This is a genomic window from Chryseobacterium indoltheticum (genome assembly GCF_003815915.1).
Taxonomy (GTDB): Bacteria; Bacteroidota; Bacteroidia; order Flavobacteriales; family Weeksellaceae; genus Chryseobacterium; species Chryseobacterium indoltheticum.
This window is the reverse complement of record NZ_CP033929.1, coordinates 2,739,399-2,765,159: the sequence shown is the minus strand read 5'-3', so window position 1 is coordinate 2,765,159 and position 25,761 is coordinate 2,739,399. Positions and strand designations below refer to the sequence as shown.

Genomic DNA, 25,761 nt, shown 5'->3' with positions numbered 1-25,761 from the left:
GGGTTTAATAAAAACACAAATGATGAAAAAAAAATTTTCATTTCAAATATACTCAAAATAATAATATATGTATGAATTAATTGTAAAAATTTTCACTTATTATTTTTTATTAATCATTTTTAATCGTTTATAATATTATTAAATAAATTATAAAATGACAAAATAATTAAACATTAAACAAATAAAATCATACAAAATGTTTTTAATATCAATAAAATTTACTATTTTTAAACTATTGTACAATGCGAAAAATCAGTTTAAAATATTGCATATTATTAATTTAATATCTTGATTCTCAGAAATTAGTAATCATTATCTATTTAAAGACAATTAAAAAACACAAATATTTTCATTTCAATGTGATATATATTATTTTTGTATCAAACTTACAGAAGAATATTATGCTATAGCTTTTAGTGAATTTAATAATCACTATACGCTATAAAGAGAAAAAAATTTCAACAAATTATACTATAATAAATTAATGCAGGTAAAATCAATGAAGGCAAAGAGGGTTCCTGGAATTCCTTTGCAGATAAAAGGCAGTTTCCATGATACCGAAAGTATCCAAAAAATTCAAAACGCACAGGAAGCCGAAGTAAAATATAACGCACTTAAAGAACGTTTCTTTGAAATAAATAAATGGGGATCTTATTGTAAAGAAATTAATGTAGCATTTACGCTATGTGATTCTTCGGGAAACCCAGTACAAAGATCACCTATAATAGGAGATTATATTAAAATTCTATTGTCAGAAAGCAATAAAACTGAATCAGCCGATTATCAATGGGTACGCATTGATATGATCGATAAAAGTAATCCCAATCGCCTAATGATGCAATGCCGTCCTTCAAAATTACCAGGAAATGAATTTGCAGGTAAAACGGTACATTACCATTCGCTGTGCACTACTTCCACGTTTGTAATTTCAAAAGGTACCGATTATATAAAAATGGCGATTTACGGGAGAAATGAGAAACCTAATCAAAATACAGATATCATCAGCAGTATAAAAAATATGTTTATAGCTTTTGGTGGAATGGTTGGCGCATCAAAAATACAATGGCAGCAGCTCTCAGACGGGATGGTCAATTTAAAATAAAATACCACATCTTTCATTTTATCATTGTTTTCTATCATAAAAGCATACAATTTGCTTTACTGTGGTTAAGAAATAAAAAAATTCAGTGTATAATTTTATGCTGAATTTTATTTTAAACCATAACCACAAAAATATGAACAGATTACAACTTAATGGTAAAACAGTTTTAATTACCGGAGCAGATAGCGGGATAGGAAAATCAGTAGCTTTACTTTTTGCTGAAGAAGGCGCTCATATTGCTATTATTTTTCACTCAGATGTTGAAGATGCTGAAAAAACAAAGAGTGAAATTGAGTATTTGGGTCGCCAATGCATGATTTTTAAAGGAGATGTTAATGATAATAGTTTTTGTCAGGAGACAACATCAAAAGTAGTAGAAAAGTGGGGTGGTATTGATATTTTAGTCAATAACGCAGGAATTCAATTTCCAAATGATGATATTACAAAGCTAAAGGAAGAGGATATTCGCACTACTTTTAACTCAAATATTATCGGGATGATTCTTCTTACAAAAGCTGTTTTCCCATACCTGAAAGAGGGAAGTTCTATTATTAACACAACCTCTGCAGTCGCTTATCAGGGGCATGAAGAATTATTAGATTACTCAGCGACAAAAGGAGCTATTGTTTCTTTTACAAGATCTTTGGCGTTACAGGCAAAACAGAAAGGAATAAGGGTAAATGCCGTGGCTCCCGGACCAGTTGCAACACCGCTTACCAAAGAGACATTTGGCGAAGAAGAGGAAGATCAAAATAAACCACCTTTGCAGAGAAATGCGAGCACTGAAGAGATTGCGCCGTCGTACCTTTTTCTGGCAACCAATGCTTCTGCGCAAATGACCGGACAAGTCTTACATCCAAATGGTGGAATTATCTTTAACGGATAAACTAAAAAAAATGGATGTAGAAATTTTAGGGCTAATTGCAGGCGCTTTAACCGCCATCGCATCAATGCCGCAGCTGATTAAAGTTCTCAAAACAAAAAACGTAGAAGATATTTCCTGGCTAATGCTTGTTATTCTTATTACAGGGCTTTCGCTGTGGGTTTGGTATGGGTTTGAGCAAAACGAGCTACCCATTATTTTGTCGAATTCTTTTGCTGTACTCGTTAACCTTACGCTACTAATTAGTTATTTTATTCACAAAAATAAAAATTGACACTTTACACTGAGAAAAAATAAATATGCCATTCCGGATTTAGAATGGCATATTTATATCTATTCAGTGAGCTTTTTTATAATTTTCCCTGCGTCAGTGATCAGTAAATATTGATAATCGGGGAACTTTTTTATTAGTTTTAAACCTTTCTTTCTTCCTAAAACCATTATTGAAGTACTGAAGCCGTTTGCCATTGTTGCATTCGAACCTACAACGGTGACGCTGGTTAATCCGGTTGAAGGATATCCCGTTTTGGGATTCATGATGTGGGAATATCTTTTTCCATTAATCTCGGCATACTTTTCATAACTTCCTGAAGTGGTAACAGCATTCTCTTTTAAATAAAGGACTGCTGCAATTGTATCATCTCTAAATGGATTATTAATTCCAATCGCCCAAGGTGTTCCGTCAGGCTGTGTGCCCCAGGTTGAAATATCTCCTGAAGCATTGATGATGCCTGCTTTTACTCCAAAACTTTTCATCAATTCTCTGGTTTTATCAGCTGCATAGCCTTTTCCTATCGACCCAAAACCTATTTTCATTCCTTTATTTTTCAGAAAAATAGTCGAATTGCTTTTATCTAAAATAATATTTTGATATCCCACATTTTTTACCGAATTTCTGATTGATTCTTCAGAGGGTAACTCGTTCATAGAATCATCAAATTTCCAGATTTTATCCATTGCGACAATGCTGATGTCAAAAGCTCCGTCAGTCAATTGAGAAAAATAAATTCCCTTTTCAGTTAAAGCAAAAACTTCTGCGTCAACTTTCACAGGCTTTATTCCGGCATTTCTGTTGACCTCCGAAATTTGAGTTTCCGGATTCCATTCTGAAATTAAATTTTCAATTCTACGGATTTCGCTTACAGATTTATCAATATTTTTTTCTGCTGAAAGAGAATCTTTATCTACCAAAGTAATTTCAAATTTACTTCCCATTAAAGTAACCAATCTGCTTCTTTGAACCTGGGAAAATACTGATGAAGAAAGCAGGATCAGAAATAAATGAGAAAAACTTTTCAGACTCTTCATGTGTTTTAAAATTAATAACAGTCGGTTAAAATCTGTCCGTTTAGTTTGTAAGTTTCGTAATCCTTATTTTTTAAGGTGCACAACTTTCTTAAAGTATCTTCCACATCATGCTGCATTTTTAATGCTCCGCAAATCATGATGAAACCTCCGTTTTCTAATGAATTGGTAAACAATTCGGCATCTCTTTCAACCAAATCCATTACATATTGAGATTTTTCTTCTCTAGAAAATGCCAAATTAAAAGACGTTAATTTCCCTTTTTTAATGTTTTCATGAGCAAAATATTCGTAATTAACAGTCAGCTCGCTTGATTTTCTGAAACCGCAATACAAATGAGTTTTTGTTTTTCCGGTTTGTTCATCAATCATTCCTAAAAATGGTGCAATTCCGGTTCCATTGGCAATCATAATGACTTCAGAAGCCTTTTTAGGAAAATGGAATTCGGAATTTTTAATAATCCTGGCTTTTATTTCCTGATTTTCATTTAAACGATGTAAAAATCCTGAACCGATACCATTTTCATGAAGTTTTACAACCAACTGAATGGCTCCATTTACTTTTCCGATAGAATAGAATCTCTCTTTATGGTCATTCTCAGGATAAATTGCCAGCAAATCTCCAGACTTAAATTTCACTAAAGAATTAGGTTTTAAAATCACTTTAAAAGTAGTTACTTCATCAACAATTTCACTTTTTCCAATGACTTTCATTCTTTTTAAAGAAGGAACTTTTTCACTGTATAAAGACGGTGCAGTTGCCAAAGGAATCATTGTTTCATAGCTCCATTGCTTTGCCCATTCTGTAAATTCTGCTGCTGATTTATCGTTGACTGTAAAAATTTCAAGTTGAGGTTCTGCCCAGTTTTGTTCGGATAATAACTGGTCAACTTCAATCGCAAAACCACAAAAATCTTCGTAAGATTTTGATCCAAAACCAACTACAGAATATTTTACACTTTGATTTTGAGGGAATTCTTTTAAAAGTTTTTTAAAGTTGGAAGCGTTAGTCGGAGCATCACCCAAACCATAAGTTGAAGTAAAAATGATAAACTGCTCTGCTTTAGGATAAAATTTGTATTGATTAAGCTCTGTAATAAATGATTTTTTTCCGTCTGATAAGAGTTGAGAATGAATTTTATTGGCAAAACCTAAAGTCGAACCATTTTCTGAACCTACAAAAATGACAATTTCCGCATTTTCAGATTTGTATTTATTTTTGATTTTATTTTTGGTTCGCTTAAAAGTAATGACAAAACCTGAATAGATAAACAGTAAAATTCCAACGGAAGAAAGCCCTAAAACGATTGACCAAACAACGCTTCCACGACCTGTATGAAGTGTAAGACTAAGATTTTCATAAATAATAGTCAGCGGATATTTTTCTTCTTTTACAATTTCGCCATTAATTTGATTAACGGTAATTTCTCTGTCTTTCAGTTTTAAAACAAAAAATTCTTCGGAATCATCTTCAATAAAAGGAAATTCTATTTTCTTGACTTTACTGAGTTTTGTTTCTTTAAAAATAGGGAAGTCAGCTAACTTTATCTGAGTTTCAGAATTGGTGATTTTATGAGCAATGTTTTCATTTTTTCCTTTTGGTATCAATTCAAAACGATGCATAAAAAGATAAGTTCCTGTTAAAGAAATTACAAATATAGGAACCAATAAAATTCTACCGGAAACAACATGAAAATATTGAGAGAAGAAAACTTTTTTAATTTTAGAAAAGAAGTGTCTAATTCCGTTTTGTCTTTTGATAATCAAAATAAGCCCTGAAATACTGATGATCATTAATAAAAAAGAAATAACTCCCACCGCAAATCTTCCGGTTTCTTTTAAAAATAAAGATCGGTGCAGTGAGGTTATCCAATTGATAAATTTACTTTTCTCAACCGGTTTTCCCAGGATTTTTCCGGTTACAGGATCGATGTATGCTTTGATATTTTCACCATTATCATCTATTCCTTCAAGGGTTACAAACTGATTATGATCAACACTGATCTCTGTAATTTCCGGAAAAACCTTGCGCAGCTCCGGTAAAGACTGTGCAAGGTTTATATTACTGAAATCATCAACGCGATAAGGCTGAGTTTTTTCCTGTGCAGCATCGTAAGCTAAGATTATTCCCGTGGTAGAAGCTACAATTAAGAATAAAAAAGTCAGTATTGCTAAAGTTAAGTGGGCATACCTCCAAATTGATAAGGTCATTTGCAGGTTTTTTTTTAAAGCTTATTGAGTTTTACATATCTAATGTATCCGCCTTTTCCTTCTGTTTTTTTGATAATTGCATCTGTTGTGAAAGGAATTTCTAAATCGGCTACATTGTATTTTTTATCTTCTACGGCGGTTTCAAAACGCACTTTATACCCTTTGTTCAGATATTTATCTTCAATCGAAAACGTAGAAATACTTCTGTCTCCATCTGCTACAGAAGCTCCGGTAATTGCATTTAATTTTACAGGCTTTTTGCTCTGAAACTTATGCCATTCCTTCAATGTATCGTGCCATTTTGCATCGGGTCCCATCATGTAAAGCGTCTTTTCATAACCTCCTTTTGGATTGATTAAAGACACAACAACATAAGCTCCTTCACCGCCATAACTGGTCAACTGAAGCATACATTTATATTTTGAAGCTTGAGCATTGGCAAAACTTGAACAAAATAGTGCCATTAAAATTCCTAAAGCCTGAATTTTAAAATATTTCATATAATATTATTTTAAAAAGTCTATTGATACATTATTATTTTTTAAGCTTTCATTCTCTGAAGCAAGATCGTAAGCAGTTTCGTCAAATTCTGTTTTGATACTCTTATTAGCACCTAATGAAACCAAATATTTCAAAACCTGATCATCTTTTGCCACCAAAGCCGCTTTGTGAAGTGGAGTCATGTTTTCTTTATTAGCAGAATTAACATCTATTTTAAGATCGCTCAATTTTTTCAAAAGATTAAGATCGTTTTTTGCAATCGCTAAATGGAGTAGTGTATTACCGTCTTTTTGCGAAGCAGTAACATTTACATTATTTGATTTAAGAATATTTAATTTTTCTGAAAATTCATCTGCTCCTTTTTGTGGTCCGGGTCTGTAAGACTGAATTAAATAGTAAGCTAAATTATTTCCTTTCGCATCAACAATTTTTGCATCTGCTTTATTTGAAATTAAAAAGTTAACGATCTCCGCAGAACCACTTTGGATAGCCTGTGTTAAAGCAGATTCTCCATTAGAATTTACAGCATTAATGTTTTTAGTTTTTGCTGTAATTGCTTTTACATTTTCAAGATCTCGCCCTCCTGAAGCGATGATTAATGCATTATTTCCTTCACTGTCGGCTTTATTGGCATCAACTCCTTTGCTGATTAAATAATCGATGATTTCTTTTTGATTATTTTTTCTTGCAATAATCTGTAAAGAGGTTGCTCCGTTTGCATTTGTTGCAGAAGGATTCAGTTTTACTTCACCAATTAAATATTGATAAACAGAAAGCGGATTTGTAACGGCTCTTGTTCCCTGAGCAGCATTAATCAAAGCTTTATCTGAAGCTTTTACTCCCTGATTCTTTAATGATTTTAAAAGTTCTATATTCCCGAAACTTGCAGCATAGTCAAAAGCAGTTGCTCCTGTTTCATCTGTATCTTTAATAGATAGACCTTTTGAGGTGAATAGTTTTTGTAATGATCCGTCTTTGTCATTTCCTATGGCCAAAAGTAAAATATTGGCTCCGTTTTTATATTGATGTTTGGGATCTACGCCAGCCTTGAAAAACGTTTCATAAACTTTAGGATCATTTAAACCAAACATAGCAGCAAATGCAAGAGGCGTTAAACCTTTCGTATCTAATTTGTTTACATCAGAACCTTTAGAAATAAAATATTCAATGATTTCCGGATTTCCAGCCATTGCAGCCCAGTGAAGATAAATTCTACCGTCATGCGTCAGTTTATCTACAGAATTTCCTTTTTGTTCAAGAAGAAATTTTACAGTTTCCAGAGGAGCTTTATTGGTAAGTGAAAGAGAAACTGCATCAAAAGTACTTCCGTTGAACTCAGACGGATTGTTTCCGTTGGCAATTTCCTGCTTTACTTTTTCAACATTGGGTTTAGATTTCCAGAAATCTGCTTGTAATAATGTGTTTTTTTGAGCACTGATTATTACAGAAAAAAGTAATAAAGCAGAATAAAGTATCTTTTTCATTGTTATTTTTATTTATTCTAAATATGAGACGCAAAATTAGTGTTTCCTATCGGAGTTAAAAAGAAATCTATGTAAAAATTTGACCTTTAATTGTTGATTAATATCATCATATTGCTTTTATGCGTTAGATCATAAAAAAATAAAACCAATATTTATATTTTTGAAGTATAGATGTATCAATCCAATATTTGTATCTATGTTTTTAACTCAAGTTTTTTAAGACTGTCAATGTTTAGTTGACAGTCTTTTTTTTAAATAAAAATTTAGAGATACCACATCAGTTATTATTGGCAATACTTTTGTTTTATCTGAAGAAATATTAATTATATGAAAAATTCAGTAAAAATTGCTTTAGGAGTTGTAGCGGGTGGAGTTTTAGTTTTTTTAAACCACAAAAGAAAAAACAGAGCAAACAAAAATCAAATATTTACTGCACCTGATGGAAATAAATATAAAGAAAATCAAATGTATCGCACTGCTGAAGGGGATGTTTATAAAAACGGAAGAAAATTACGTTTAGAAACTCCAGAAAATAATGTACCTGTTCAGAATCATGTGGAACCTGGTTTTAATGAACGACATCTTAATGATAATTACAATGCAAGTCAACAGGTTTCATATCATCAAAAAGGAACAAGACATCACTAAAATCAGCAATCGTTAGCACTGGGATTGGCTTTTTCCAATGTACCTTCCATTTCGATTCAGCTTTAGATGTTTATCTTGTTTAAATGATTTTAAGCTGTTTTATCTGTCCGGAGAAATCCACAAACCCTGAAGATTCTCAGAATTACGTTTTAAAGCATAATTTGTTTATTATAATGCTCAACAAAATTATATTGTTGAGCTTTTTTCGAAAAGGTAATATCTAAAAGAATCCGGTTTGCGTTTTGCTTATCTCAGTTTTTCCGTGGCGTATTTTTTGAATCTCTGAATCTAAAATTAAATCATGCTTATAGCTACTTTATTAAACTTTACCTGGAAAGAATTGTTTTTAGGTACCGAAGACTGGGGATTTCTCCTGGAAATAGTTCTCCGAACCATCATTATGTTTCTTACCATCATTGTAAGTCTCCGTGTTTTAGGAAAAAGAGGAGTGAAACAGCTTTCTATTTTCGAGTTAGTGGTAATTATTGGTTTAGGCTCTGCCGCAGGTGATCCTATGTTTTATAAAGAAGTAGGAATTGTTTCATCGATGCTTGTTTTTTTGGTAATCATCATTTTATATTCTACAATTACAGCATTAATAGGCAGATTCAAAAAAATAGAAAATTTATTTGAAGGTAAAGCATTATGCCTTATTGAGCACGGCGTTTTTGCCATTGATAACTTTAAAAAAGAAAATCTGGGCAGCGATGAGTTTTTTGCAGAATTAAGAGTGAAAGGAATTTCACATTTAGGTCAAATTGAGTTTGCTATTGAAGAAGTTTCCGGGGAGATCAGCGTTTTCTTTTATGAAGATAAAGATGTGAAATATGGGCTTCCTATTATGTTGAATTCTTTGGATTATCCGACAAGGTATATCAAAAAAGAAGGTTATTTTTCTTGTACATTTTGTGGCTATACCGAAAAAAAAGAAGAAGGGAATGCAGGAATCTGTAAAAATTGCAGCAAAATCAATTGGGTAGAGGCTTCTAATAAAATAAGAATAACATAAAAAATCCCCGACATTTAGCCGGGGATCTTTGAATATCTGAATTTAATCGAACAGTTCTTAAACAGCAGCTTTGTGAAAAGAGCTCTTCATAAAAACTGTAGTTTCTTTACCAAAAAGACAAGAGAAGATATTTTGGAATTCGTGTATATATTTACATCTTATCGAATTTCCATAAATTTTTAAACCTTCAAAAATCTTCTTGGAGTTTAAGTCAATATCATACTTAATGAAAGATTCGGGTCTTTCGTAACGAATAATATGGTCATCTGAAGCATATGTTTTCAAGAAGCCAAATTTCTCTAGCCAATATTCTGTAATCTGAATAGGGCTGATTTGCTCTGCAGGTACAGAAAGAGAGTGATTTTCATTTTCAATCTTAACAAAATAATCACTTTCATTCTGAAAAATCTCTGTTATTGTAAAAATCTCATTTCTGTATTCAACAAGATTTTTAATTTTTAGGTCTGTAACTTTCATATTATTGGGTGCTGGTATTAATTATGTATAATCTACAAGTTGCAAATACTATGCCTCACATTACTTATGTGGTACCTAATCTTTGATTGATTTTATAAAAAAAATTATATTCAATCAATAGTCTGCACTTGCATCTTCATATCATCTTCACTATTTTTTGCATAGCTTATCTTAATTATATACTTTTGTAGAGAATACAGGTTTTCAGATCATTATCGCTTTCATCAACATGAAAGTAAAATATTATTGTTTAAAATAATGATTAATAAGCCTTTACACAGTTTTCATATCCCTGTCATGGGATTATCTTACACGATTGACAGCCCGATTCGTGTTGCACAGTACGGAATTTCTTCAGTTATATCAATCATCGATGACGAAATTGTAGAGAAGATGAAAAATTTCTACAGTAAAAAATTTAATCTTAATTATTTTGGAATTTCTTCAAAAACCGAAGATTACAGAGCCAAAAGAATTACAGATTATCTGGATATGATGGATGATATTGTTACAGAAAAATTTGAATCTTTTAAAGATGAAATTTCTAAAAACACCGATGCCCTGAAAAATTTCATGGCTATGTTGCCTAATACATCAGAGCTTAAAAGTGGTTTACAGAATATACTGAATCAGAAAGATTCTATTACTTCAAATATTAAAAATTTTATTGAGAAAAATCTTACTCCCGGAAGTATTGATGTCAATATTATGACCAAAGTTGATAAAGATAATTATCTCAACAATAAGCAGCTTCCTGTGATTTACAATGATGCACATGCTTCTCTCAGAGGGTTTGCCCAAAGTAAAATAGCTTCGTCAATGGTGCTTTCTGCTGGAATGAATCCCCGATTGTACAGTTATATTGAAGAATTTAATGACTTTTTTCCAGATTCTGATAATTATATAAAAAAGAAAATTATTCTTAAAGTAAGTGACTTTCGTTCTGCGATGATTCAGGGGAATTTTTTGGCTAAAAAAGGGCTTTGGGTTTCAGAATACAGAGTTGAATCCGGACTTAATTGTGGCGGACATGCTTTTGCAACAGAAGGTTTATTGCTTGGCCCGATCATGGAAGAATTTAGATTAAAGAAAAATGAATTGATTTCTTCAGCACATTCTCTGATGATTAAAGCGCTGGAGCAGAAAGAAAAATATATTCCGGCTGAGCCTTTAGAAATGAAAATTACCGCTCAGGGTGGAGTAGGAACTTCTGAGGAACATGATTTTCTTCTTGAAAATTACGAGGTTGACAGTATTGGTTGGGGCTCGCCCTTTTTATTGGTTCCCGAAGCGACTTCAGTAGATCGTGAAACGCGTGATCTTTTGGCACAATCGAAGCAAGATGATTATTATCTGAGTAATATTTCGCCTTTGGGAGTTCCTTTTAATACGGTAAAAGGTACTTCAAATGAAATATTAAAACACTACAAAGAAGCCAAAAATAAATTTGGCAGCTCATGTCCTAAAAAATTATTGGCATTAAGCAAAGAATATTCTCCAAAAGGTATTTGTACAGCTTCAAAAAAATATCAGGATATTAAACTTAAGGATCTTGAAGCCTTAAAAGGTGAAATTACTCAGAAACAATTTGAGTCTAAAAAAAGAGAAATCACTGATAAAGCCTGTCTTTGTGTAGGTTTGGTAAATTCAGCATATTTAGAAAATGGAATTGAAATAAAAGGTGAAAAACAAGGTGTTGTTGTTTGTCCGGGACCGAATCTGGCTTATTTTGATAAAGAAGTTTCTCTCTCGGAAATGATTCAGCATATTTATGGAAATGGAAATATTCTTCCTGAAACCGACCGACCGAATATGTTTATTAATGAACTGAAAATGTATGTTGATCATTTAAGGAATGAAATTTTAAATTTTTCGGCAGAACTCAATAATTCTCAAATTAAAAAATGGAAAACTTTTAAATCTAATCTTTTAGAAGGAATACATTATTACGAAGACCTTTTTGAGAAAAACTCTTTCTTTTCCTCACAAAAAGAAAAGATAAAAAAACAGTTAGAAGATTTTAAATCTGGTTTACAACAAATTATAATCCCGGAATTGCTAAAATAAACCTTATATCTAAGACCGAACTCATACACTTCGGTCTTAGTTTATTTAAAGATATTCATCTCTTTTCCAATATCTTCTATGTTTAGGTGTACCGATAATCTGGCTTTTGTAAATACTGTTTTGCCCCGATAGTAAATATGAAACAACGCATGCGATAACAACATAAATTCCGCATTCAATTCCAAACAATTCAATAGCCATTATACTGCACGCAAGCGGCGTATTGGTTGCTCCCGCAAAAACTGCAACAAACCCCATTCCTGCTAAAAGCGCTAAAGGCAAAGGGATAAAATGTCCCAGAGCATTTCCTAATGTTGCACCAATGAAAAATAACGGAGTTACTTCACCGCCTTTAAAACCGGATGCCAGTGTAATAATTGTAAAAATGATTTTTAACGCAAAATCATAAGCCGGAAGTTGTTCTGAAAAAGAATCCAAAATCGTGGGAATTCCTAAACCAAGATATTTTGTCGTTCCAATTAACCAGACTGATAATAATATAATGATTCCTCCTATAAATGGTCGCAATGGCGGATAAGAAATTTTAGATTTAAAAAAATCTCCTGTTTTATGAATTGTCTTACCAAAAAACGCAGCACAAATACCGAAAAATACTCCTGCAATAACAGCATATAAAATATTTAGCAATGAAATTTCAGGTACGAAACTGATGAAATATTCGGTGTGATGAGTGTTTAATGATTTGGTAACCCAATCAGCAATAACTGAGGCAAAGATAGCAGGCAATAAAGCTTTATACTTTATTCTTCCTGTGAGAGAAACCTCTAATCCGAAGATTGCTCCGGCAAATGGTGTTCCGAAAACCGACCCAAATCCTGCTGCAATCGCTGATATAATTAAAATTTTCCGATCGTCTGCTGAAAGTCTCAATGGCTTTGAAAACTGATCCGCAATTGCTGCTGCCATTTGTAAAGCTGTTCCTTCACGTCCTGCAGAACCTCCGAAAAAATGCGTAATTATTGTTCCCAAATATACCATTGGCGCCATTGAAAAGGGAATTGTTTTTGCAGGCTGCTGAATGGTTTCTAATAATAAATTGTTGCCCGCTTCAACATCTTTTCCAAAATAATAATAGAGTAAGCCGACCAAAAATCCACCCAAAGGTAAAAAAACAATAATCCAAACATGATTTTCTCTGAACTGCGTTGCCCATTCTAAAGTTTTTAAGAAAAAAGCAGATGCACCTCCTATAAAAACTCCGATAAGTGCAGTAATGAAAAGCCATTTCACGACAAAAAATACAGAAGGGAATTTTCTGAAAAATAAACGAATTAAAATAAGAAGAATTCTGAAAACCGATTTTTTATCTTTTTTAAACATAATAGCCTGATTAAATGGTAAAACATTCAACTAATCAGGCGCCATCAGCTTTTATAATGCGGTTGGGTAAGGAAGACACCATTTCCTTTGTTCGAAAAAGCAAATTTAAAACAAATTATCTTATTCCTAATATTTTTTAACTCAAGATTTAGTTTAATTGTTTATCGAAATTTTCTATTGACTGCATTTTTATTAAAACTGAATTGTGAAGCGACTTTTCAAAAGGTTGTTCTTAAATTAGCTTACTTTAATAAAATAATCTGTTTATGGAAAAAAGACAAATAAAGAATACTGATCTTTTGGTAGCACCTGTCAATTTTGGCGGAAATGTTTTTGGATGGACTTTAAATGAAAAAGAGTCTTTTGATATTTTGGATCAGTTTACAGCTGGAGGTTTTAATTTTATTGATACAGCCGACACCTATTCATGGTGGGTAAATGGAAAAGGCGGTCAGTCAGAAGAAATTATCGGAAAATGGATGAAAGAAAGAAACAATCGAAATGATCTTGTAATTGCAACGAAAGTAGGTTCAGAAACCAAAGAACATGGTTTTGATATAAGTAAAAAGCATATCCTAAAGTCGGTTGATGAGTCTCTTGCTCGACTTCAGACCGATCATATTGATCTTTATTATACACATTTTGACGATCAGAAAACTCCTGTTGAAGAAACTTTAGAAGCATATGATGAAATTATTAAAGCTGGAAAAGTGAGATATATTGCTGCATCAAACCTTTCACCTGAAAGACTGAAAGAATCTTTTGAAGTTGCAGAGAAAAATAACCTTCCTAAATATGTTGCATTACAGCCACATTATAATTTGCTTGAAAGAGAAAAATTTGAATCTCAATATGCTGATCTTGTCAAAGAATACGACTTGAGTGTGTTTACTTACTGGTCTTTGGCGGCAGGTTTTCTTACCGGAAAATATCGCAGTGAAGATGATCTGAATAAAAGCGCAAGAGGAGAGGGCGTCAGAAAATATTTAGATGACAAAGGTTTGAATGTTGTAAAAGCATTAGATGAAATCAGTACTAGATTAGAAACCACTCAGGCTTCTGTTGCATTAGCTTGGCTTTTAGCAAATTCTTTAGTAACAGCTCCAATTGTAAGCGCAACCAGCGAATCTCAACTGAAAACTTTATTTGCTGCTCCTGAGTTAAAACTAGGTTCTGAAGATGTTGAGCTTTTAAATAAAGTGAGTCAATATTAAGCTTTACAATAAAACTCCTGTACATATTTTTGCAGGAGTTTTATGAATTATAACCGCAAAATACTCTTTTCAAGATCATGATAGAGAAGAATTTTCCAGTTATTTTCAATGGCTTCTTTTTGCCATTTTATGCGGAGCTGCATTGCTTTTTTACCATCAAAATCACTTTTGTAAGCAACATGATATTTTAAATAAGATTCTTGTGGCAGATTATCGGCACCATAAAAAGCAATTTCATTATTCTCAACAATTTTGAAAACCTGCAAAAAAGGGGTATGACCGCCTACTACTTCATAATAAATCTCATTATTTATTTTTCCCTGATCATCATTCATCCAGACAATATTCGGTTGCTGAATGAGTGCTTCTAAAATTTCAAAATCGAATGATGGATTTCCACGGCTCTCAAAGGCAAAGTCTAGTTCTCTTTTTTGAATATAAATTTTAGCATTAGGAAAATTAGATTCAAAACCCGAATCTGTTCTCACTAAAGTTCCGTTAATATGATCTTTGTGTAAGTGAGAAAGAAGAACCTTCGTAATTTGGGTATTCTGAACATTTTCTTTTTCTAAAACTTCATTTATTATCAATTCACCTTCATTATTTTTCCAGCCTAAGCCTGTATCCAAAAGGATATAATCATTTTCGGTTATGATTAAAAAAGCCTGAATAGACATTTTAATTCCTTTGGAATGCGGATTTCCTTCGAGAATTTTAAAATTTTTAGATTGATCGGCAATAAAATTACCTTCTTTTATAGGAATAATTTTCATTTAAATTGAATTGCAGGTCGCAAAGATACATTCGTGAAACAGTAAAACAATTAAAAGAAGTTATAATAAAAAGTGAGAATGGCACTAAACATGCAACAGTACAGAGGTGCTTAAAAAAAACAATAAAACATCTATTTTAAATTTTAATTTGATATTGAAAAAAAACGTAATTTTAATTAAGAATTGTGAATTATTTTAATTCACTATATCATTTACAGTAAAATGTTTTTATTATGATTGTAATTTTTAATTAGTATAAATTATGATTATATTATATCCATATTTTAAATTTATTGAATAATTGATATTATTTTATAATCATTATTTAATTTAGATGCATTATTTTTGCAATCTTTATTTGACAAAAAACTGAAATATAAAAAAATAATTTGTTTGTTTCTTACAGAGTAAAACCGGATGATGAAAAAAATCGTAGTTAATAGAAATATATCTTATACAATTCTCCCTCAAGAGATGTATATTTATAACTAAAGAAAACCTTCTAAGACTTTTATAAACAAAAGATTAGATGTTGTGTAAGATTTTTAAATATTAAATAATTGCTTTTTAGCAAATAAATTGAAACGATGCCCAGAAAAGTTGTACAAGGTCCGATTAGAGACAAAGAAAAAACAAAACAAAAACTACTGAATGCAGTAGGGAAGATTTTGAAAACTAAAGGATATTCAGGATTAATGGTGAGCAAAATTGCTGCTGTTGCCGGTTTTGATAAAAAACTAATCTATGAATATTTCGGAAGCACAGACAAATTAATTGATGAATACATTAAATCACAAGATTACTGGAGCAAATTTGAGCCAGCAAGTGATATTGATTTATCTGACGGTGGAAAAGAAATGTCTAAACAGGCGATTCTAAACCAGTTTGAAAGCTTAAAGAAAAATAAAGAACTACAGAAGATCTTAGTTTGGGAAATGTCTGAGAGCAGACCTGTTCTTAAAAAACTTCTGGATCAGAGAGAAGAAGTAGGAGAAGAGCTCTTCAAAAACATTACAGATCCTCATTTTGGTGATAAAGCTGAAGAGTACAGAGCTATTACAGCAATCTTGGTAGCTGGTATTTATCATTTGAATCTTTACACCGGTTACAACGGAAATACTTTCTGCGGAATTGAGATGAAAACTGAGGAAGGTAGAAAGAAGATTGAAAAAGCACTGGTAGATATTATAGACTACGCTTACAGTAAATAACATTCTGTTACCCAAAAGTAAAAATGAGTTTACTAAAATTTGAAAACTAAAACTTTTAAATTAAAACTATATTTCTTACTTTTGGGCAATGGAAAATTTTATCGTATCTGCAAGAAAATACCGCCCTCAACAGTTTGATACCGTTGTTGGGCAATCTCATATCACAGATACTTTAGAACACGCTATTGAAGAAAATCAGTTGGCTCAGGCTCTTTTGTTCTGTGGGCCGCGTGGCGTTGGTAAAACTACATGTGCCAGAATTCTGGCAAGAAAAATCAACGAAAAAGACGGTTCTGTCTCCGAGGATGGTTTTGCTTATAATATTTATGAGCTTGATGCGGCATCCAATAACTCTGTTGATGATATTCGTGAACTGATTGATCAGGTACGTTTTGCACCGCAAGTTGGGCAATACAAAGTGTATATCATTGATGAGGTTCACATGTTGTCTTCCGCTGCATTTAATGCATTTCTTAAGACATTAGAAGAACCTCCAGCTCATGCTATATTCATCTTGGCAACAACCGAAAAGCATAAAATTATTCCAACTATTTTATCGCGTTGTCAGATTTATGATTTTAAGAGAATCACGATTCTTGATATCCAGCAACATTTACGAGGTATTGCAGAAAAAGAAAATGTAAAGTACGAAGATGATGCATTGTATCTGATTGCACAAAAGGCTGATGGTGCATTGAGAGATGCTCTTTCGATTTTTGACAGACTTTCTACTTTTTCTCAAAAAAATATTACTCTTGCAAAAGCTGCTGAAGTACTCAATATTTTAGATTATGATCAATATTTGAAAATTGTTGATCTTGCTAAAGAAAATAAAATTCCGGAAATACTTTTTGCTTTTAACGAAATTGTAAAAAGAGGTTTTGATCCACATTTATTTATTGCCGGACTTGGAAACCATTTCCGAGATCTGATGATGGCTCAAAATTCTTCAACAATAGATTTAATTGAAGTCGGTGAGCAGACTAAAGTAAAATTCGTAGAGCAGGGGCAAAAATGGAGTCCGCAAAATCTAATCGACGGAATCGAAATCTGCAATCACGCAGATATCAATTATAAAAACTCAAAAAACCCCAGACTTACCGTAGAAATTGCCTTAATGCAATTATCGTCTCTTTCAGCCGGTGGCGAAACAGCTAAAAAAAAAAGTTTATAATATTAGCTCCTTTCCTCAATGAGAAACAGGAAGTTAAGTTGCCTACCCAAACTCTGGAGAAAAAACAGGAAGTTGAAATAAAAGCTCAGCCTCAACCTACGCCTGAACAGCCACCTTTAGAAGTTATTAAAAAAGCTTCAAAACCACTATCAAAGCCTAACATCTCTTCAGGATTTAGTATCAATTCTTTTATAAACAAAGAAGAAAAAACTGATGAAACCGAGAAATCTGTTATTGTTAACACAGATAATCTGCCAGAACATCACTTTACAGAAACTGATCTTCAAAATGAATGGGCAGAACTTCTAAAGCAACTTCGTACCAAAGATCCGATAGTTTTCAATGCCATAAAAGCTTTTAAGCTCCACAAAATAGACGAAAAAATAATCCAGATTTCTTATCCTTCAGATTCTGCAAAAGGAGAGTTTGACAAGATAAGTATAGAGTTTTTTAATCATTTTAAACACAAAGTTAACAACCATTCTATAGTTTTTGAATTTAAAAAAGATCACGAAAATCTTAAGATAGAAATTGTTACCAAAAAGAAAATCTTCGAGAAATTTGTAGAGATGAATCCATTATTAAAAGATCTTGATGATCTGATGAAGTTTGATTTGTCATAATTTTTTATATATTTGCTAAATATTTACAAAACAAAAGATAAATTATAGTATAAAAGTGGAACATTCCAAAATTCCATATACCTCTGATTTTGCTACAAAAATCAATACTACACCTGCTTATTTCTTAAGCAGTTATCTTTCTTTTGCCTCTTTTTATTATAGAAATTTTAGAAGTTATTATCGATTTTATTGGTATAGCTAATTTAATTTCTTTCTTAAAAAAATATAAGGACTCAATTTTAGATTCCTGATTTCACAACAATTTTTGAACGACATTTTTTTGAAAGAATTATAAAAATAAATTTTATAATACATATACTATTGACTTTAATTTAAAAATATAAATTTACAACAATATGAATTTAACAGATTTGGAAAACAGCTGGATTAATCAGTTTCAGCAGCCACTCATCATCGCCGGGCCATGTAGCGCAGAAAGCGAGCAGCAAATGCTGGAAACAGCCAAAAGAATTAAAGCAACCCATGCACAAGTTCCTATTTTCCGTGCAGGAATCTGGAAACCAAGAACAAAACCGAATGGCTTTGAAGGTGTTGGCGTAATTGGTCTAAACTGGCTAAAAAAAGTAAAGGAAGAATATGGTTTTAAAACCGCAACTGAAGTTGCCAATGCTCATCACGTAGATGCTGCATTGAAAGCAGATGTTGATATTTTATGGATCGGTGCACGTTCTACAGTGAACCCTTTTACCGTTCAGGAAATTGCAGAAGCATTAAAAGGAACTGAAAAAATAGTTTTGGTAAAAAATCCTGTAAATCCTGATTTAGCTTTATGGATTGGTGCTTTAGAAAGGCTTTTGGGGCAGAATATTAAAAATCTGGGAGCCATTCACAGAGGTTTTTCTACATACCAAAAAACAAAATACAGAAACAACCCAAACTGGCAGATTGCATTAGACTTTAAAAGTCAGTTTCCCAATATTCCTATTTTAATTGATCCTTCACACATTTGTGGAAACCGTACAGGATTGGCAGGAATCACTCAGGAAGCTTTGAATGTAGGTTACCAGGGCGCTATTATTGAATCACATTATAATCCTGATGAAGCATGGAGTGATGCTTCACAACAGATTACTCCGGAAGTTTTGGGTGAGATGATTTCTAATCTTAAAGTAAGAAGCACAGGATTGGCTGGCTTCGATGATGAAATGGGCAGACACAGAACCTTGATTTCTGATCTTGATTTTCAGGTTATCGAATTGCTTTCCCAAAGAATGAGAATTTCTGAAAAAATCGGAAAACTAAAAAAAGAGAATGATATTGCTATTTTCCAGCCCGACCGTTGGAAAGTGATTACCGAATATGCTGCACAAAAAGCTTCAGAAACAGGAATGTCACAAGATTTTATTGAAAAAGTATTCAAAGCAATTCACGAAGAATCTATTGAGGTTCAAAACAATATTATGATTAATAAATAAGATTGGTTTTAAAAAAGATATTAGGATTTAGAATTTATAACTCAACAAATGTGATATAAACTAAATCCTATATCTAAAACCTAATTCCTTATATTTGCAGTTATCGTATGAAAGGAAAAATCATTAAATCTACAGGAAGTTGGTATCAGGTTTTGGAAACAGAAACCGGAAGAATTTTTGAAGCGAGAATTCGTGGAAAATTTAAACTGATAAAAACCAGACTTACAAATCCCTTGGCTGTTGGTGATTTTGTTGAATTTCAGCTTGAACAGGATGATGTTGCCTGGATCACAAAAATAGAGCCCCGAAAAAACTATCTGATTCGAAAATCCGTAAACCTTTCAAAAGAAGCACACATAATTGCTTCAAATATCGATTTGGCGTGTTTTATTTTTACATTAAAACATCCCGAAACATCTCTCGGTTTTCTTGACCGATTTCTCGCTTGCTGCGAGGCTTATAATATAAAGCCGCTTATTTTGTTTAACAAAATGGATGTTTTGTCAGAAGAAGAATCTGAAATTGTAAAAGATATTGAATTTCTATATAACGAAATTGGGTATCAAACTTTGGAAATATCTTCTTATTCTAAACTTAATTTGGATGATCTTGTTGACATACTGAAAGATAAAACTTCTGTATTTTTTGGTCACTCGGGTTGCGGTAAATCCACATTGGTAAATGCGATGCAGCCAAACCTTAATTTGCGAACTTCAGAAATTTCTGACACTCATCTCAAAGGAAAACATACCACAACTTTTGCTCAGATGCATTTTTGGGACTTTGGTGGAAACGTGATTGATACTCCTGGTGTACGTGAGTTTGCGATGATTGATATTGAAAAAGAAGAAGTTCAGCATTATTTCCCCGAAATATTCAAGAAAAGGGAGGAGTGTAAATATCACAATTGCATGCATGTGAATGAGCCAAAGTGTGCTGTTCTAGAATCTCTGGAAACCGGAGAAATTCAGCCTACGCGATATTCTACCTATGTAAAGCTCATGGATGAGGCAGAAGAAAACTCTCACAATAAATAATTTTCACCGTTTTTTTTTAACTTTAATTTATTTCTTTGATTGATTTTGAAGCAATTAATTATTTTATTAAGTTTATTCTTATTATAAACTTACGAATTTTACAATTTTAAACACCTATTGTTATAAATAAAAAACCCAGCCGAAGCTGGGTAAAAACTAATAACCATGAAAACTCAAATTAAACATGAGAATCGAATTAATAATAACAATTACTGTGCCAAAAATGTTTTTGAAATTTGTTAATAAAAGTTATTTAGTGTTAAAATTAAATTAAAATTATATTTTGGATATTTTTCGTAATTTTGCGCCATTAAAAAAAATATTCAGTTATGTCAAACATTACATTTACAATGATTAAGCCAGATGCAGTTGCTGACGGTCATATCGGTGCTATTTTAGGAAAAATTTCAGAAGGAGGATTCAAAATTAAAGCATTAAAATTAACTCAACTTACTGTTGCTGATGCTAAAAAATTCTACGAAGTACATGCAGAAAGACCTTTTTACGGAGAATTGGTTGACTTTATGAGTTCAGGTCCTATTGTTGCTGCGGTTTTAGAAAAAGACAATGCAGTTGAAGATTTCAGAACTTTAATTGGAGCTACAAATCCTGCTGAAGCGGCTGAAGGAACTATCAGAAAAATGTTTGCCAGAAGCATCGGAGAGAATGCTGTGCACGGTTCAGACTCTAACGAAAATGCATTAATTGAAGCTCAATTTCATTTCTCAGGAAGAGAGATTTTCTAAGTAAAATCTACTAAATAAGAAATCCGGAATAATTTCCGGATTTTTTTTATGCTCATGTTTTGACAATCATTTTATCTGCCATTTAGTCCTAAAAAAACATAATTTAAATTACAATTTTATAAAAACAATTATTTAGATTGATTTTAAATAATTATATAGTCATTGAATTTATGATAATCAATTTTGAATTATTCTAAGATTAGACATTAAGATAAATATTATTAGTTAAAAATTCCGTGTTTTTACGGATAGGTTGATATAATTTATTTTACCACCTTTATATCATATTAAAACAGCTGATCAGATTAGCTGTCATCAGTAAAAAGAAGAAAACTAATAACCATATAATCTCTCATTAATGAGAAGAAAGGGCAGTTGATAAGACTGCCTTTTTTTTATTTAAATTTTCAAAAGCTCAATAGTTCTCTCAGGATTTTCAGTAGAGAAAACTGCATTCCCGGCAACCAATACATCTGCACCGGCTTCAAACAATTTTGAAGCGTTGTCTAAATTAACTCCACCATCAACTTCAATAAGAGCTGTGGAATTATTGCTCAAAATAAGATCTTTCGTTTCAGCGATTTTCTTATACGTGTTTTCAATGAATTTTTGTCCGCCAAAACCTGGGTTTACACTCATTAATAATACCAAATCGACATCTGCAATAATATCTTCCAGCATCAAAACCGGAGTAGAAGGATTAAGAACTACACCCGCCTTTGCACCTTTACTTTGAATAAGGTTAATTGTTCTGTGAAGATGTGTGCACGCTTCGTAATGTACAGAGACCAGATTGGCACCATAATCGATAAATTCTTCAACGTATTTTTCAGGTTCTACAATCATCAAATGCACATCTACAAATTTCTTCGCATATTGCTGAATTGTTTTCATTACCGGAAAACCGAACGAAATGTTTGGAACAAATCTTCCGTCCATCACATCAATGTGCAACCAGTCGGCTTGAGAATTATTCAGCATTTCAATGTCTCTTTGCAGATTCCCGAAGTCTGCAGATAAAAGGGAAGGAGCAATAAGCTTAGTTTTCATTTTTACTTTTTATAATTTACTTTATTTCTATCTTTTAAAATGGATTGACAAACACAAAATAATATGAGAGAATACTCCCAATCACTATTGTTTCAATGATTGTTAACTTGATATTATTAATTTTAATAACCAGTAATCTGTCAATTATAAATAATATAACAGGTACTATGCTGAAAATTAATAGCATTTCAAGAATCATATTATATCCGGAGCCTATCTTTGGTGGATTAAAAAGTTTGTATATCATTAAAAAAGTGATGTAAATAAAAAACAGCACAGTTGTAATTGATATTATAGTTGGCTTTCGGACTAAATAATATAATGGATTCTTCATTTTAATGATACTTCAACTTCATTTCTGGTTTTATCTTCAAAAGTGTCTCGTAAATCAGTTGAATCACATTTCCGACATCTTCTTTAGAGACCATTTCTACCGTTGTATGCATGTAGCGCAAAGGTAAGGAAATCAAAGCACTTGGCACACCGCCGTTAGAGTGCGCAAAAGCATCTGTATCTGTACCTGTCGCTCTGCTTGCTGCTGCTCTTTGGAAAGGTATTTTCTTTGCTTTTGCAGTGTCGATAATCAATTCTCTGATTGTGTGATGTACGCTTGGAGCAAAAAACACAACCGGGCCGTCACCACACTTCTGATCACCTTCTTTTTTCTTTTCAATCATTGGTGTTGTCGTATCATGGGTAACATCTGTAACGATTGCAATATTAGGTTTTATAGTATCTGCAATCATATCTGCTCCGTAAAGACCAACTTCTTCCTGTACAGAATTGGTGATATATAAACCGAAAGGAATTTGTTTTTTGTTTTCTTTTAAAAGTCTTGCAACTTCTGCGATCATAAACCCTCCGATTCTGTTATCTAAAGCTCTGCAGACAAAATAGCGATCGTTCATTTCGAAAAATTCATCAGGATACGTAATCATACACCCTACAAAAATTCCTAAGTCTTCAACTTCCTGTTTTGAGATCGCTCCACAATCGATAAAAATATTGTCAATTTTTGGAGTCGGTTCATTTTGATTAGTGCTTCTTGTGTGAATTGCCGGCCATCCGAAGACACCTTTTACAATTCCTTTTTCACCGTGGATATGAACTACTTTAGAAGGTGCAATGGTTTGATCCGAACCTCCGTTTCTGATAACGTAGATCAACCCGTCATCAGTAATATAGTTTACGTACCAGGAAATTTCATCAGCGTGAGCCTCGATTACCACTTTGAATTCTGCTTCAGGATTGATAATTCCGTAGCAGGTTCCATAATGATCAACTTCTACTTTGTCTACGTATGGAGTAATATAGTCCATCCAGACTTTTTGCCCGTTATGCTCATAACCTGTTGGCGATGAAGTGTTTAAGTATTTCTCTAAAAATTTCAAAGATTTCTTTTCGAATTTCATATAAAGGGAATGATTTTTGTTGTCAAATTTTGTTATAATACGTGTAAAAATAATGAAATTTCATAAAATCGTCTGTCTTTTTCTCTTGTTTTTTGTGATCGGTATTTTCGGGCAGCAGAAAGATTCTATAAGTATCAAACCTTTAAGCCAATATCCTCCGGAAGAATTGAAAACTGATGAGTTTGGCAATAAATACTACTACGATGCAAGGCAAAAAGCTAAGTTCTACGAAATCAACGGTGAAACTGTCGTTGTGATGGATGAGCTGGTTCTTTTGAACAAGCCTAAATTTAATAATCAACTCGATAAAAATTATTATTTCTTTTTAAATAAAAAATTATACAGGGTTTATCCGTTATTTTTAACTGCGTTACAGCAATACAGAGATATTCAGGGAGAAATGAATAATCTTGATACCGCTGCAAAAAGAAAATATGTAAAAGACAGACAAAATATGCTGGCCGATCAATATGAAAAACAATTGAGAGATCTTACAACTACAGAAGGTCAGGTTTTTGCTAAATTAATGAACAGGGCAACCGGAAAAAATGTCTACGAAATCATCAAGGAATTACGTGGCGGATGGAGCGCATTTTGGTGGAATGTAAAAGGGAAAATGGCTGATATAGATTTGAAAGATCAATACAATCCTCATAAGAACAGAACGGATGAATTTTTAGAATCACTGTTGCAATCAAACTGGAATTCAGGTTATTTGCAACCGTATCCCGGAGCAACCGATTTTAGAGTATCAAAATAAAAAAAATCCTGTAAATATTTACAGGAATTTTTCTTTCAGTTTATCAAATACAATTTTGTCGATAGGCAAATTGAAAGGATTTTCTACTGATTCAATAGGAATCCAGTCTATTTTCTCAATACAGGGATCGAGAATGATAAAGTCTTCTTCATTAATTATGTTTACCATATAATATATAGTAAGGAGCTGTTCGTTTTCTTTGAAACGCGATACTAAAAAATCTTCCTGAGTATAAAGATGTTCCACAACTTCAATATTCACATTCAATTCTTCCTCAAATTCACGCTTCAGGCAATCTATCAATCCTTCTCCGTACTCCAAACCGCCACCGGGAAATTTCATTAAAGCTTCACCTGCATATTCCTCAAAAAGTGTAAGAACTTTTTTGTCTTTTACAACACATGCATACACTCTTACATTAATATTGTCAATCATAAATAATAATTTGCTTAGCTAAAATAGGGAAAATAGTTAGAAGTTTAGAGTTATAGATTATGAGTTTTAACAAAATTAAAGACTTTCTATGTTCAATAACTTATCCTTCATCATTAATCATTAATCATTGATCATTCATCATTCATCATTAATCATTAATCATTTATAAATTATAGCCTATAACTTTATTGCATTAATCATTTCTCGTTTTCCCGGAGGCCCTTGTTTTTTTTCAACTTTAAAATTGAGGTCTTGTAAAACCCTTCTTACACTTCCTTTAGAAGAGTAGGTCGTTAACAGTCCGTTTACATTCATTTTGTTGGAAACCATTTCAAATAAAGGCTTTTCCCAAAGATCCGGCTGTACTCTTGCGCCGAAACAATCATAATACACAAGGCTAATCTTCGGTAAATCAATGTTTTTAAGATCAAAAAAATCACATTGAATCTTATGAAGATAAAAACCTTTAGTAATTTCTACTGATTTTTCCCATTCTGATTGATGAATTTTCTGATAAATATTTTTTAATTCAGGGTTATCAAAAAGCTCAAAATACGCCAAGTTTTCAATTTCAGCTTCATTTATTGGATATTTTTCAAGCGTAAAATAGTTGATGATATGATTTTTATCAGTTTTTAAATATTCATTAATTGTTACCAAAACATTCAAACCTGTTCCAAAACCGAGTTCTAAAATGTTAATTTCGTAATCATTTATTAAATTTAATCCATTTTTAATAAATACATGTTCAGCTTCCTGAAGCGCTCCGTGATGGGAATGATAGTTTTCGTTTAATTCATTGATAAACAAAGTTTTACTACCGTCATTGGTGGTCTTAATCTCTCTTTCCAAGGTATTTTTTT

The 25,761-nt window shown here is 32.3% G+C and carries 25 protein-coding genes and 1 riboswitch; of the genes, 14 read left to right on the top strand and 11 right to left on the bottom strand.

What is annotated here, in order from left to right:
* Positions 1 to 499: 499 nt before the first annotated feature.
* The 3 genes from EG358_RS12820 to EG358_RS12810 all read left to right on the top strand — a co-directional run bounded on the left by EG358_RS12820 (position 500) and on the right by EG358_RS12810 (position 2,259).
* Positions 500 to 1,102, top strand: coding sequence for a hypothetical protein (locus EG358_RS12820; RefSeq protein ID WP_123890105.1), 603 nt, complete (start codon positions 500 to 502; stop codon positions 1,100 to 1,102).
* Between the two features lie 133 nt (positions 1,103 to 1,235).
* Complete coding sequence (locus EG358_RS12815; protein WP_076558679.1) at positions 1,236 to 1,988, top strand: SDR family oxidoreductase; 753 nt, start codon at positions 1,236 to 1,238, stop codon at positions 1,986 to 1,988.
* Positions 1,989 to 1,998: 10 nt separating this feature from the next.
* Complete coding sequence (locus EG358_RS12810; protein ID WP_076558842.1) at positions 1,999 to 2,259, top strand: SemiSWEET transporter; 261 nt, start codon at positions 1,999 to 2,001, stop codon at positions 2,257 to 2,259.
* Between the two features lie 59 nt (positions 2,260 to 2,318).
* Here EG358_RS12810 and EG358_RS12805 read toward each other — a convergent pair whose 3' ends face one another.
* The 4 genes from EG358_RS12805 to EG358_RS12790 are packed head-to-tail and all read right to left on the bottom strand — an operon-like array spanning position 2,319 to position 7,485.
* On the bottom strand, positions 2,319 to 3,293 hold the full coding sequence (locus EG358_RS12805) for an FAD:protein FMN transferase (protein WP_076558677.1): 975 nt from the start codon (positions 3,291 to 3,293) through the stop codon (positions 2,319 to 2,321).
* 11 nt (positions 3,294 to 3,304) lie between these two features.
* Positions 3,305 to 5,500 (bottom strand): PepSY domain-containing protein, encoded by a 2,196-nt coding sequence (locus tag EG358_RS12800; RefSeq protein ID WP_076558675.1) that lies wholly within the window; start codon positions 5,498 to 5,500, stop codon positions 3,305 to 3,307.
* A 14-nt stretch (positions 5,501 to 5,514) separates the two neighbouring features.
* Entirely contained in the window at positions 5,515 to 6,000 is a 486-nt protein-coding gene (locus tag EG358_RS12795; RefSeq protein ID WP_076558674.1) for a DUF2271 domain-containing protein, read from the bottom strand.
* Positions 6,001 to 6,006: 6 nt separating this feature from the next.
* Positions 6,007 to 7,485 (bottom strand): ankyrin repeat domain-containing protein, encoded by a 1,479-nt coding sequence (locus EG358_RS12790; RefSeq protein WP_076558672.1) that lies wholly within the window; start codon positions 7,483 to 7,485, stop codon positions 6,007 to 6,009.
* Positions 7,486 to 7,812: 327 nt separating this feature from the next.
* Here EG358_RS12790 and EG358_RS12785 point away from each other — a divergent pair, with 327 nt between their 5' ends.
* Together EG358_RS12785 and EG358_RS12780 are read left to right on the top strand one after the other, a co-directional pair.
* Positions 7,813 to 8,133 (top strand): hypothetical protein, encoded by a 321-nt coding sequence (locus EG358_RS12785; RefSeq protein WP_076558671.1) that lies wholly within the window; start codon positions 7,813 to 7,815, stop codon positions 8,131 to 8,133.
* Positions 8,134 to 8,434: 301 nt separating this feature from the next.
* A complete protein-coding gene (locus tag EG358_RS12780; protein ID WP_076558669.1) occupies positions 8,435 to 9,142 on the top strand; it encodes a DUF421 domain-containing protein in 708 nt (235 codons plus the stop codon).
* Positions 9,143 to 9,199: 57 nt separating this feature from the next.
* Here the strand turns inward: EG358_RS12780 and EG358_RS12775 are convergent, their stop codons facing one another.
* Positions 9,200 to 9,619 (bottom strand): hypothetical protein, encoded by a 420-nt coding sequence (locus EG358_RS12775; protein WP_076558668.1) that lies wholly within the window; start codon positions 9,617 to 9,619, stop codon positions 9,200 to 9,202.
* A 258-nt stretch (positions 9,620 to 9,877) separates the two neighbouring features.
* Here EG358_RS12775 and EG358_RS12770 point away from each other — a divergent pair, with 258 nt between their 5' ends.
* The gene (locus EG358_RS12770; protein ID WP_076558666.1) at positions 9,878 to 11,686 is read left to right on the top strand and encodes a hypothetical protein; all 1,809 of its coding nucleotides are present in this window, start codon (positions 9,878 to 9,880) and stop codon (positions 11,684 to 11,686) included.
* Between the two features lie 45 nt (positions 11,687 to 11,731).
* Here EG358_RS12770 and EG358_RS12765 read toward each other — a convergent pair whose 3' ends face one another.
* Entirely contained in the window at positions 11,732 to 13,027 is a 1,296-nt protein-coding gene (locus EG358_RS12765) for a voltage-gated chloride channel family protein (protein WP_083676993.1), read from the bottom strand.
* Positions 13,028 to 13,055: 28 nt separating this feature from the next.
* Positions 13,056 to 13,122, bottom strand: a riboswitch (Fluoride riboswitch).
* Positions 13,123 to 13,293: 171 nt separating this feature from the next.
* Here EG358_RS12765 and EG358_RS12760 point away from each other — a divergent pair.
* Entirely contained in the window at positions 13,294 to 14,241 is a 948-nt protein-coding gene (locus EG358_RS12760) for an aldo/keto reductase (RefSeq protein ID WP_076558664.1), read from the top strand.
* Between the two features lie 47 nt (positions 14,242 to 14,288).
* Here EG358_RS12760 and EG358_RS12755 read toward each other — a convergent pair whose 3' ends face one another.
* Positions 14,289 to 15,014 carry an MBL fold metallo-hydrolase gene (locus EG358_RS12755; protein ID WP_076558662.1) on the bottom strand — a complete coding sequence of 242 codons (726 nt, stop codon included), beginning with the start codon at positions 15,012 to 15,014 and terminating at the stop codon, positions 14,289 to 14,291.
* Between the two features lie 587 nt (positions 15,015 to 15,601).
* Here EG358_RS12755 and EG358_RS12750 point away from each other — a divergent pair.
* The 6 genes from EG358_RS12750 to EG358_RS12725 all read left to right on the top strand — a co-directional run bounded on the left by EG358_RS12750 (position 15,602) and on the right by EG358_RS12725 (position 21,241).
* Positions 15,602 to 16,225 carry a TetR/AcrR family transcriptional regulator gene (locus EG358_RS12750; RefSeq protein WP_076558660.1) on the top strand — a complete coding sequence of 208 codons (624 nt, stop codon included), beginning with the start codon at positions 15,602 to 15,604 and terminating at the stop codon, positions 16,223 to 16,225.
* A gap of 88 nt (positions 16,226 to 16,313) precedes the next feature.
* The gene (gene dnaX / locus EG358_RS12745; RefSeq protein ID WP_076558658.1) at positions 16,314 to 17,399 is read left to right on the top strand and encodes a DNA polymerase III subunit gamma/tau; all 1,086 of its coding nucleotides are present in this window, start codon (positions 16,314 to 16,316) and stop codon (positions 17,397 to 17,399) included.
* 38 nt (positions 17,400 to 17,437) lie between these two features.
* A complete protein-coding gene (locus tag EG358_RS19840) occupies positions 17,438 to 18,022 on the top strand; it encodes a hypothetical protein (RefSeq protein ID WP_228421278.1) in 585 nt (194 codons plus the stop codon).
* 356 nt (positions 18,023 to 18,378) lie between these two features.
* Complete coding sequence (locus tag EG358_RS12735; RefSeq protein ID WP_076558657.1) at positions 18,379 to 19,458, top strand: chorismate mutase; 1,080 nt, start codon at positions 18,379 to 18,381, stop codon at positions 19,456 to 19,458.
* A gap of 107 nt (positions 19,459 to 19,565) precedes the next feature.
* The gene (gene rsgA / locus EG358_RS12730; protein WP_076558655.1) at positions 19,566 to 20,495 is read left to right on the top strand and encodes a ribosome small subunit-dependent GTPase A; all 930 of its coding nucleotides are present in this window, start codon (positions 19,566 to 19,568) and stop codon (positions 20,493 to 20,495) included.
* 329 nt (positions 20,496 to 20,824) lie between these two features.
* On the top strand, positions 20,825 to 21,241 hold the full coding sequence (locus EG358_RS12725) for a nucleoside-diphosphate kinase (RefSeq protein WP_074228878.1): 417 nt from the start codon (positions 20,825 to 20,827) through the stop codon (positions 21,239 to 21,241).
* Positions 21,242 to 21,640: 399 nt separating this feature from the next.
* On the opposite strand, the gene rpe is transcribed toward EG358_RS12725, so the two are convergent.
* A complete protein-coding gene (gene rpe / locus EG358_RS12720) occupies positions 21,641 to 22,291 on the bottom strand; it encodes a ribulose-phosphate 3-epimerase (protein ID WP_076558654.1) in 651 nt (216 codons plus the stop codon).
* Positions 22,292 to 22,626: 335 nt separating this feature from the next.
* Entirely contained in the window at positions 22,627 to 23,703 is a 1,077-nt protein-coding gene (chrP, locus tag EG358_RS12715; RefSeq protein ID WP_076558652.1) for a chryseobasin maturation metalloprotease ChrP, read from the bottom strand.
* A gap of 52 nt (positions 23,704 to 23,755) precedes the next feature.
* On the opposite strand from chrP, the gene EG358_RS12710 reads away from it, so the two are divergent.
* Positions 23,756 to 24,463 (top strand): DUF4294 domain-containing protein, encoded by a 708-nt coding sequence (locus EG358_RS12710; RefSeq protein ID WP_076558651.1) that lies wholly within the window; start codon positions 23,756 to 23,758, stop codon positions 24,461 to 24,463.
* An 18-nt stretch (positions 24,464 to 24,481) separates the two neighbouring features.
* Here the strand turns inward: EG358_RS12710 and EG358_RS12705 are convergent, their stop codons facing one another.
* Together EG358_RS12705 and mnmD are read right to left on the bottom strand one after the other, a co-directional pair.
* Positions 24,482 to 24,898, bottom strand: coding sequence for an NUDIX domain-containing protein (locus EG358_RS12705; RefSeq protein WP_076558649.1), 417 nt, complete (start codon positions 24,896 to 24,898; stop codon positions 24,482 to 24,484).
* 177 nt (positions 24,899 to 25,075) lie between these two features.
* Positions 25,076 to 25,750 carry a tRNA (5-methylaminomethyl-2-thiouridine)(34)-methyltransferase MnmD gene (gene mnmD, locus EG358_RS12700; protein WP_076558834.1) on the bottom strand — a complete coding sequence of 225 codons (675 nt, stop codon included), beginning with the start codon at positions 25,748 to 25,750 and terminating at the stop codon, positions 25,076 to 25,078.
* Positions 25,751 to 25,761: the final 11 nt, after the last annotated feature.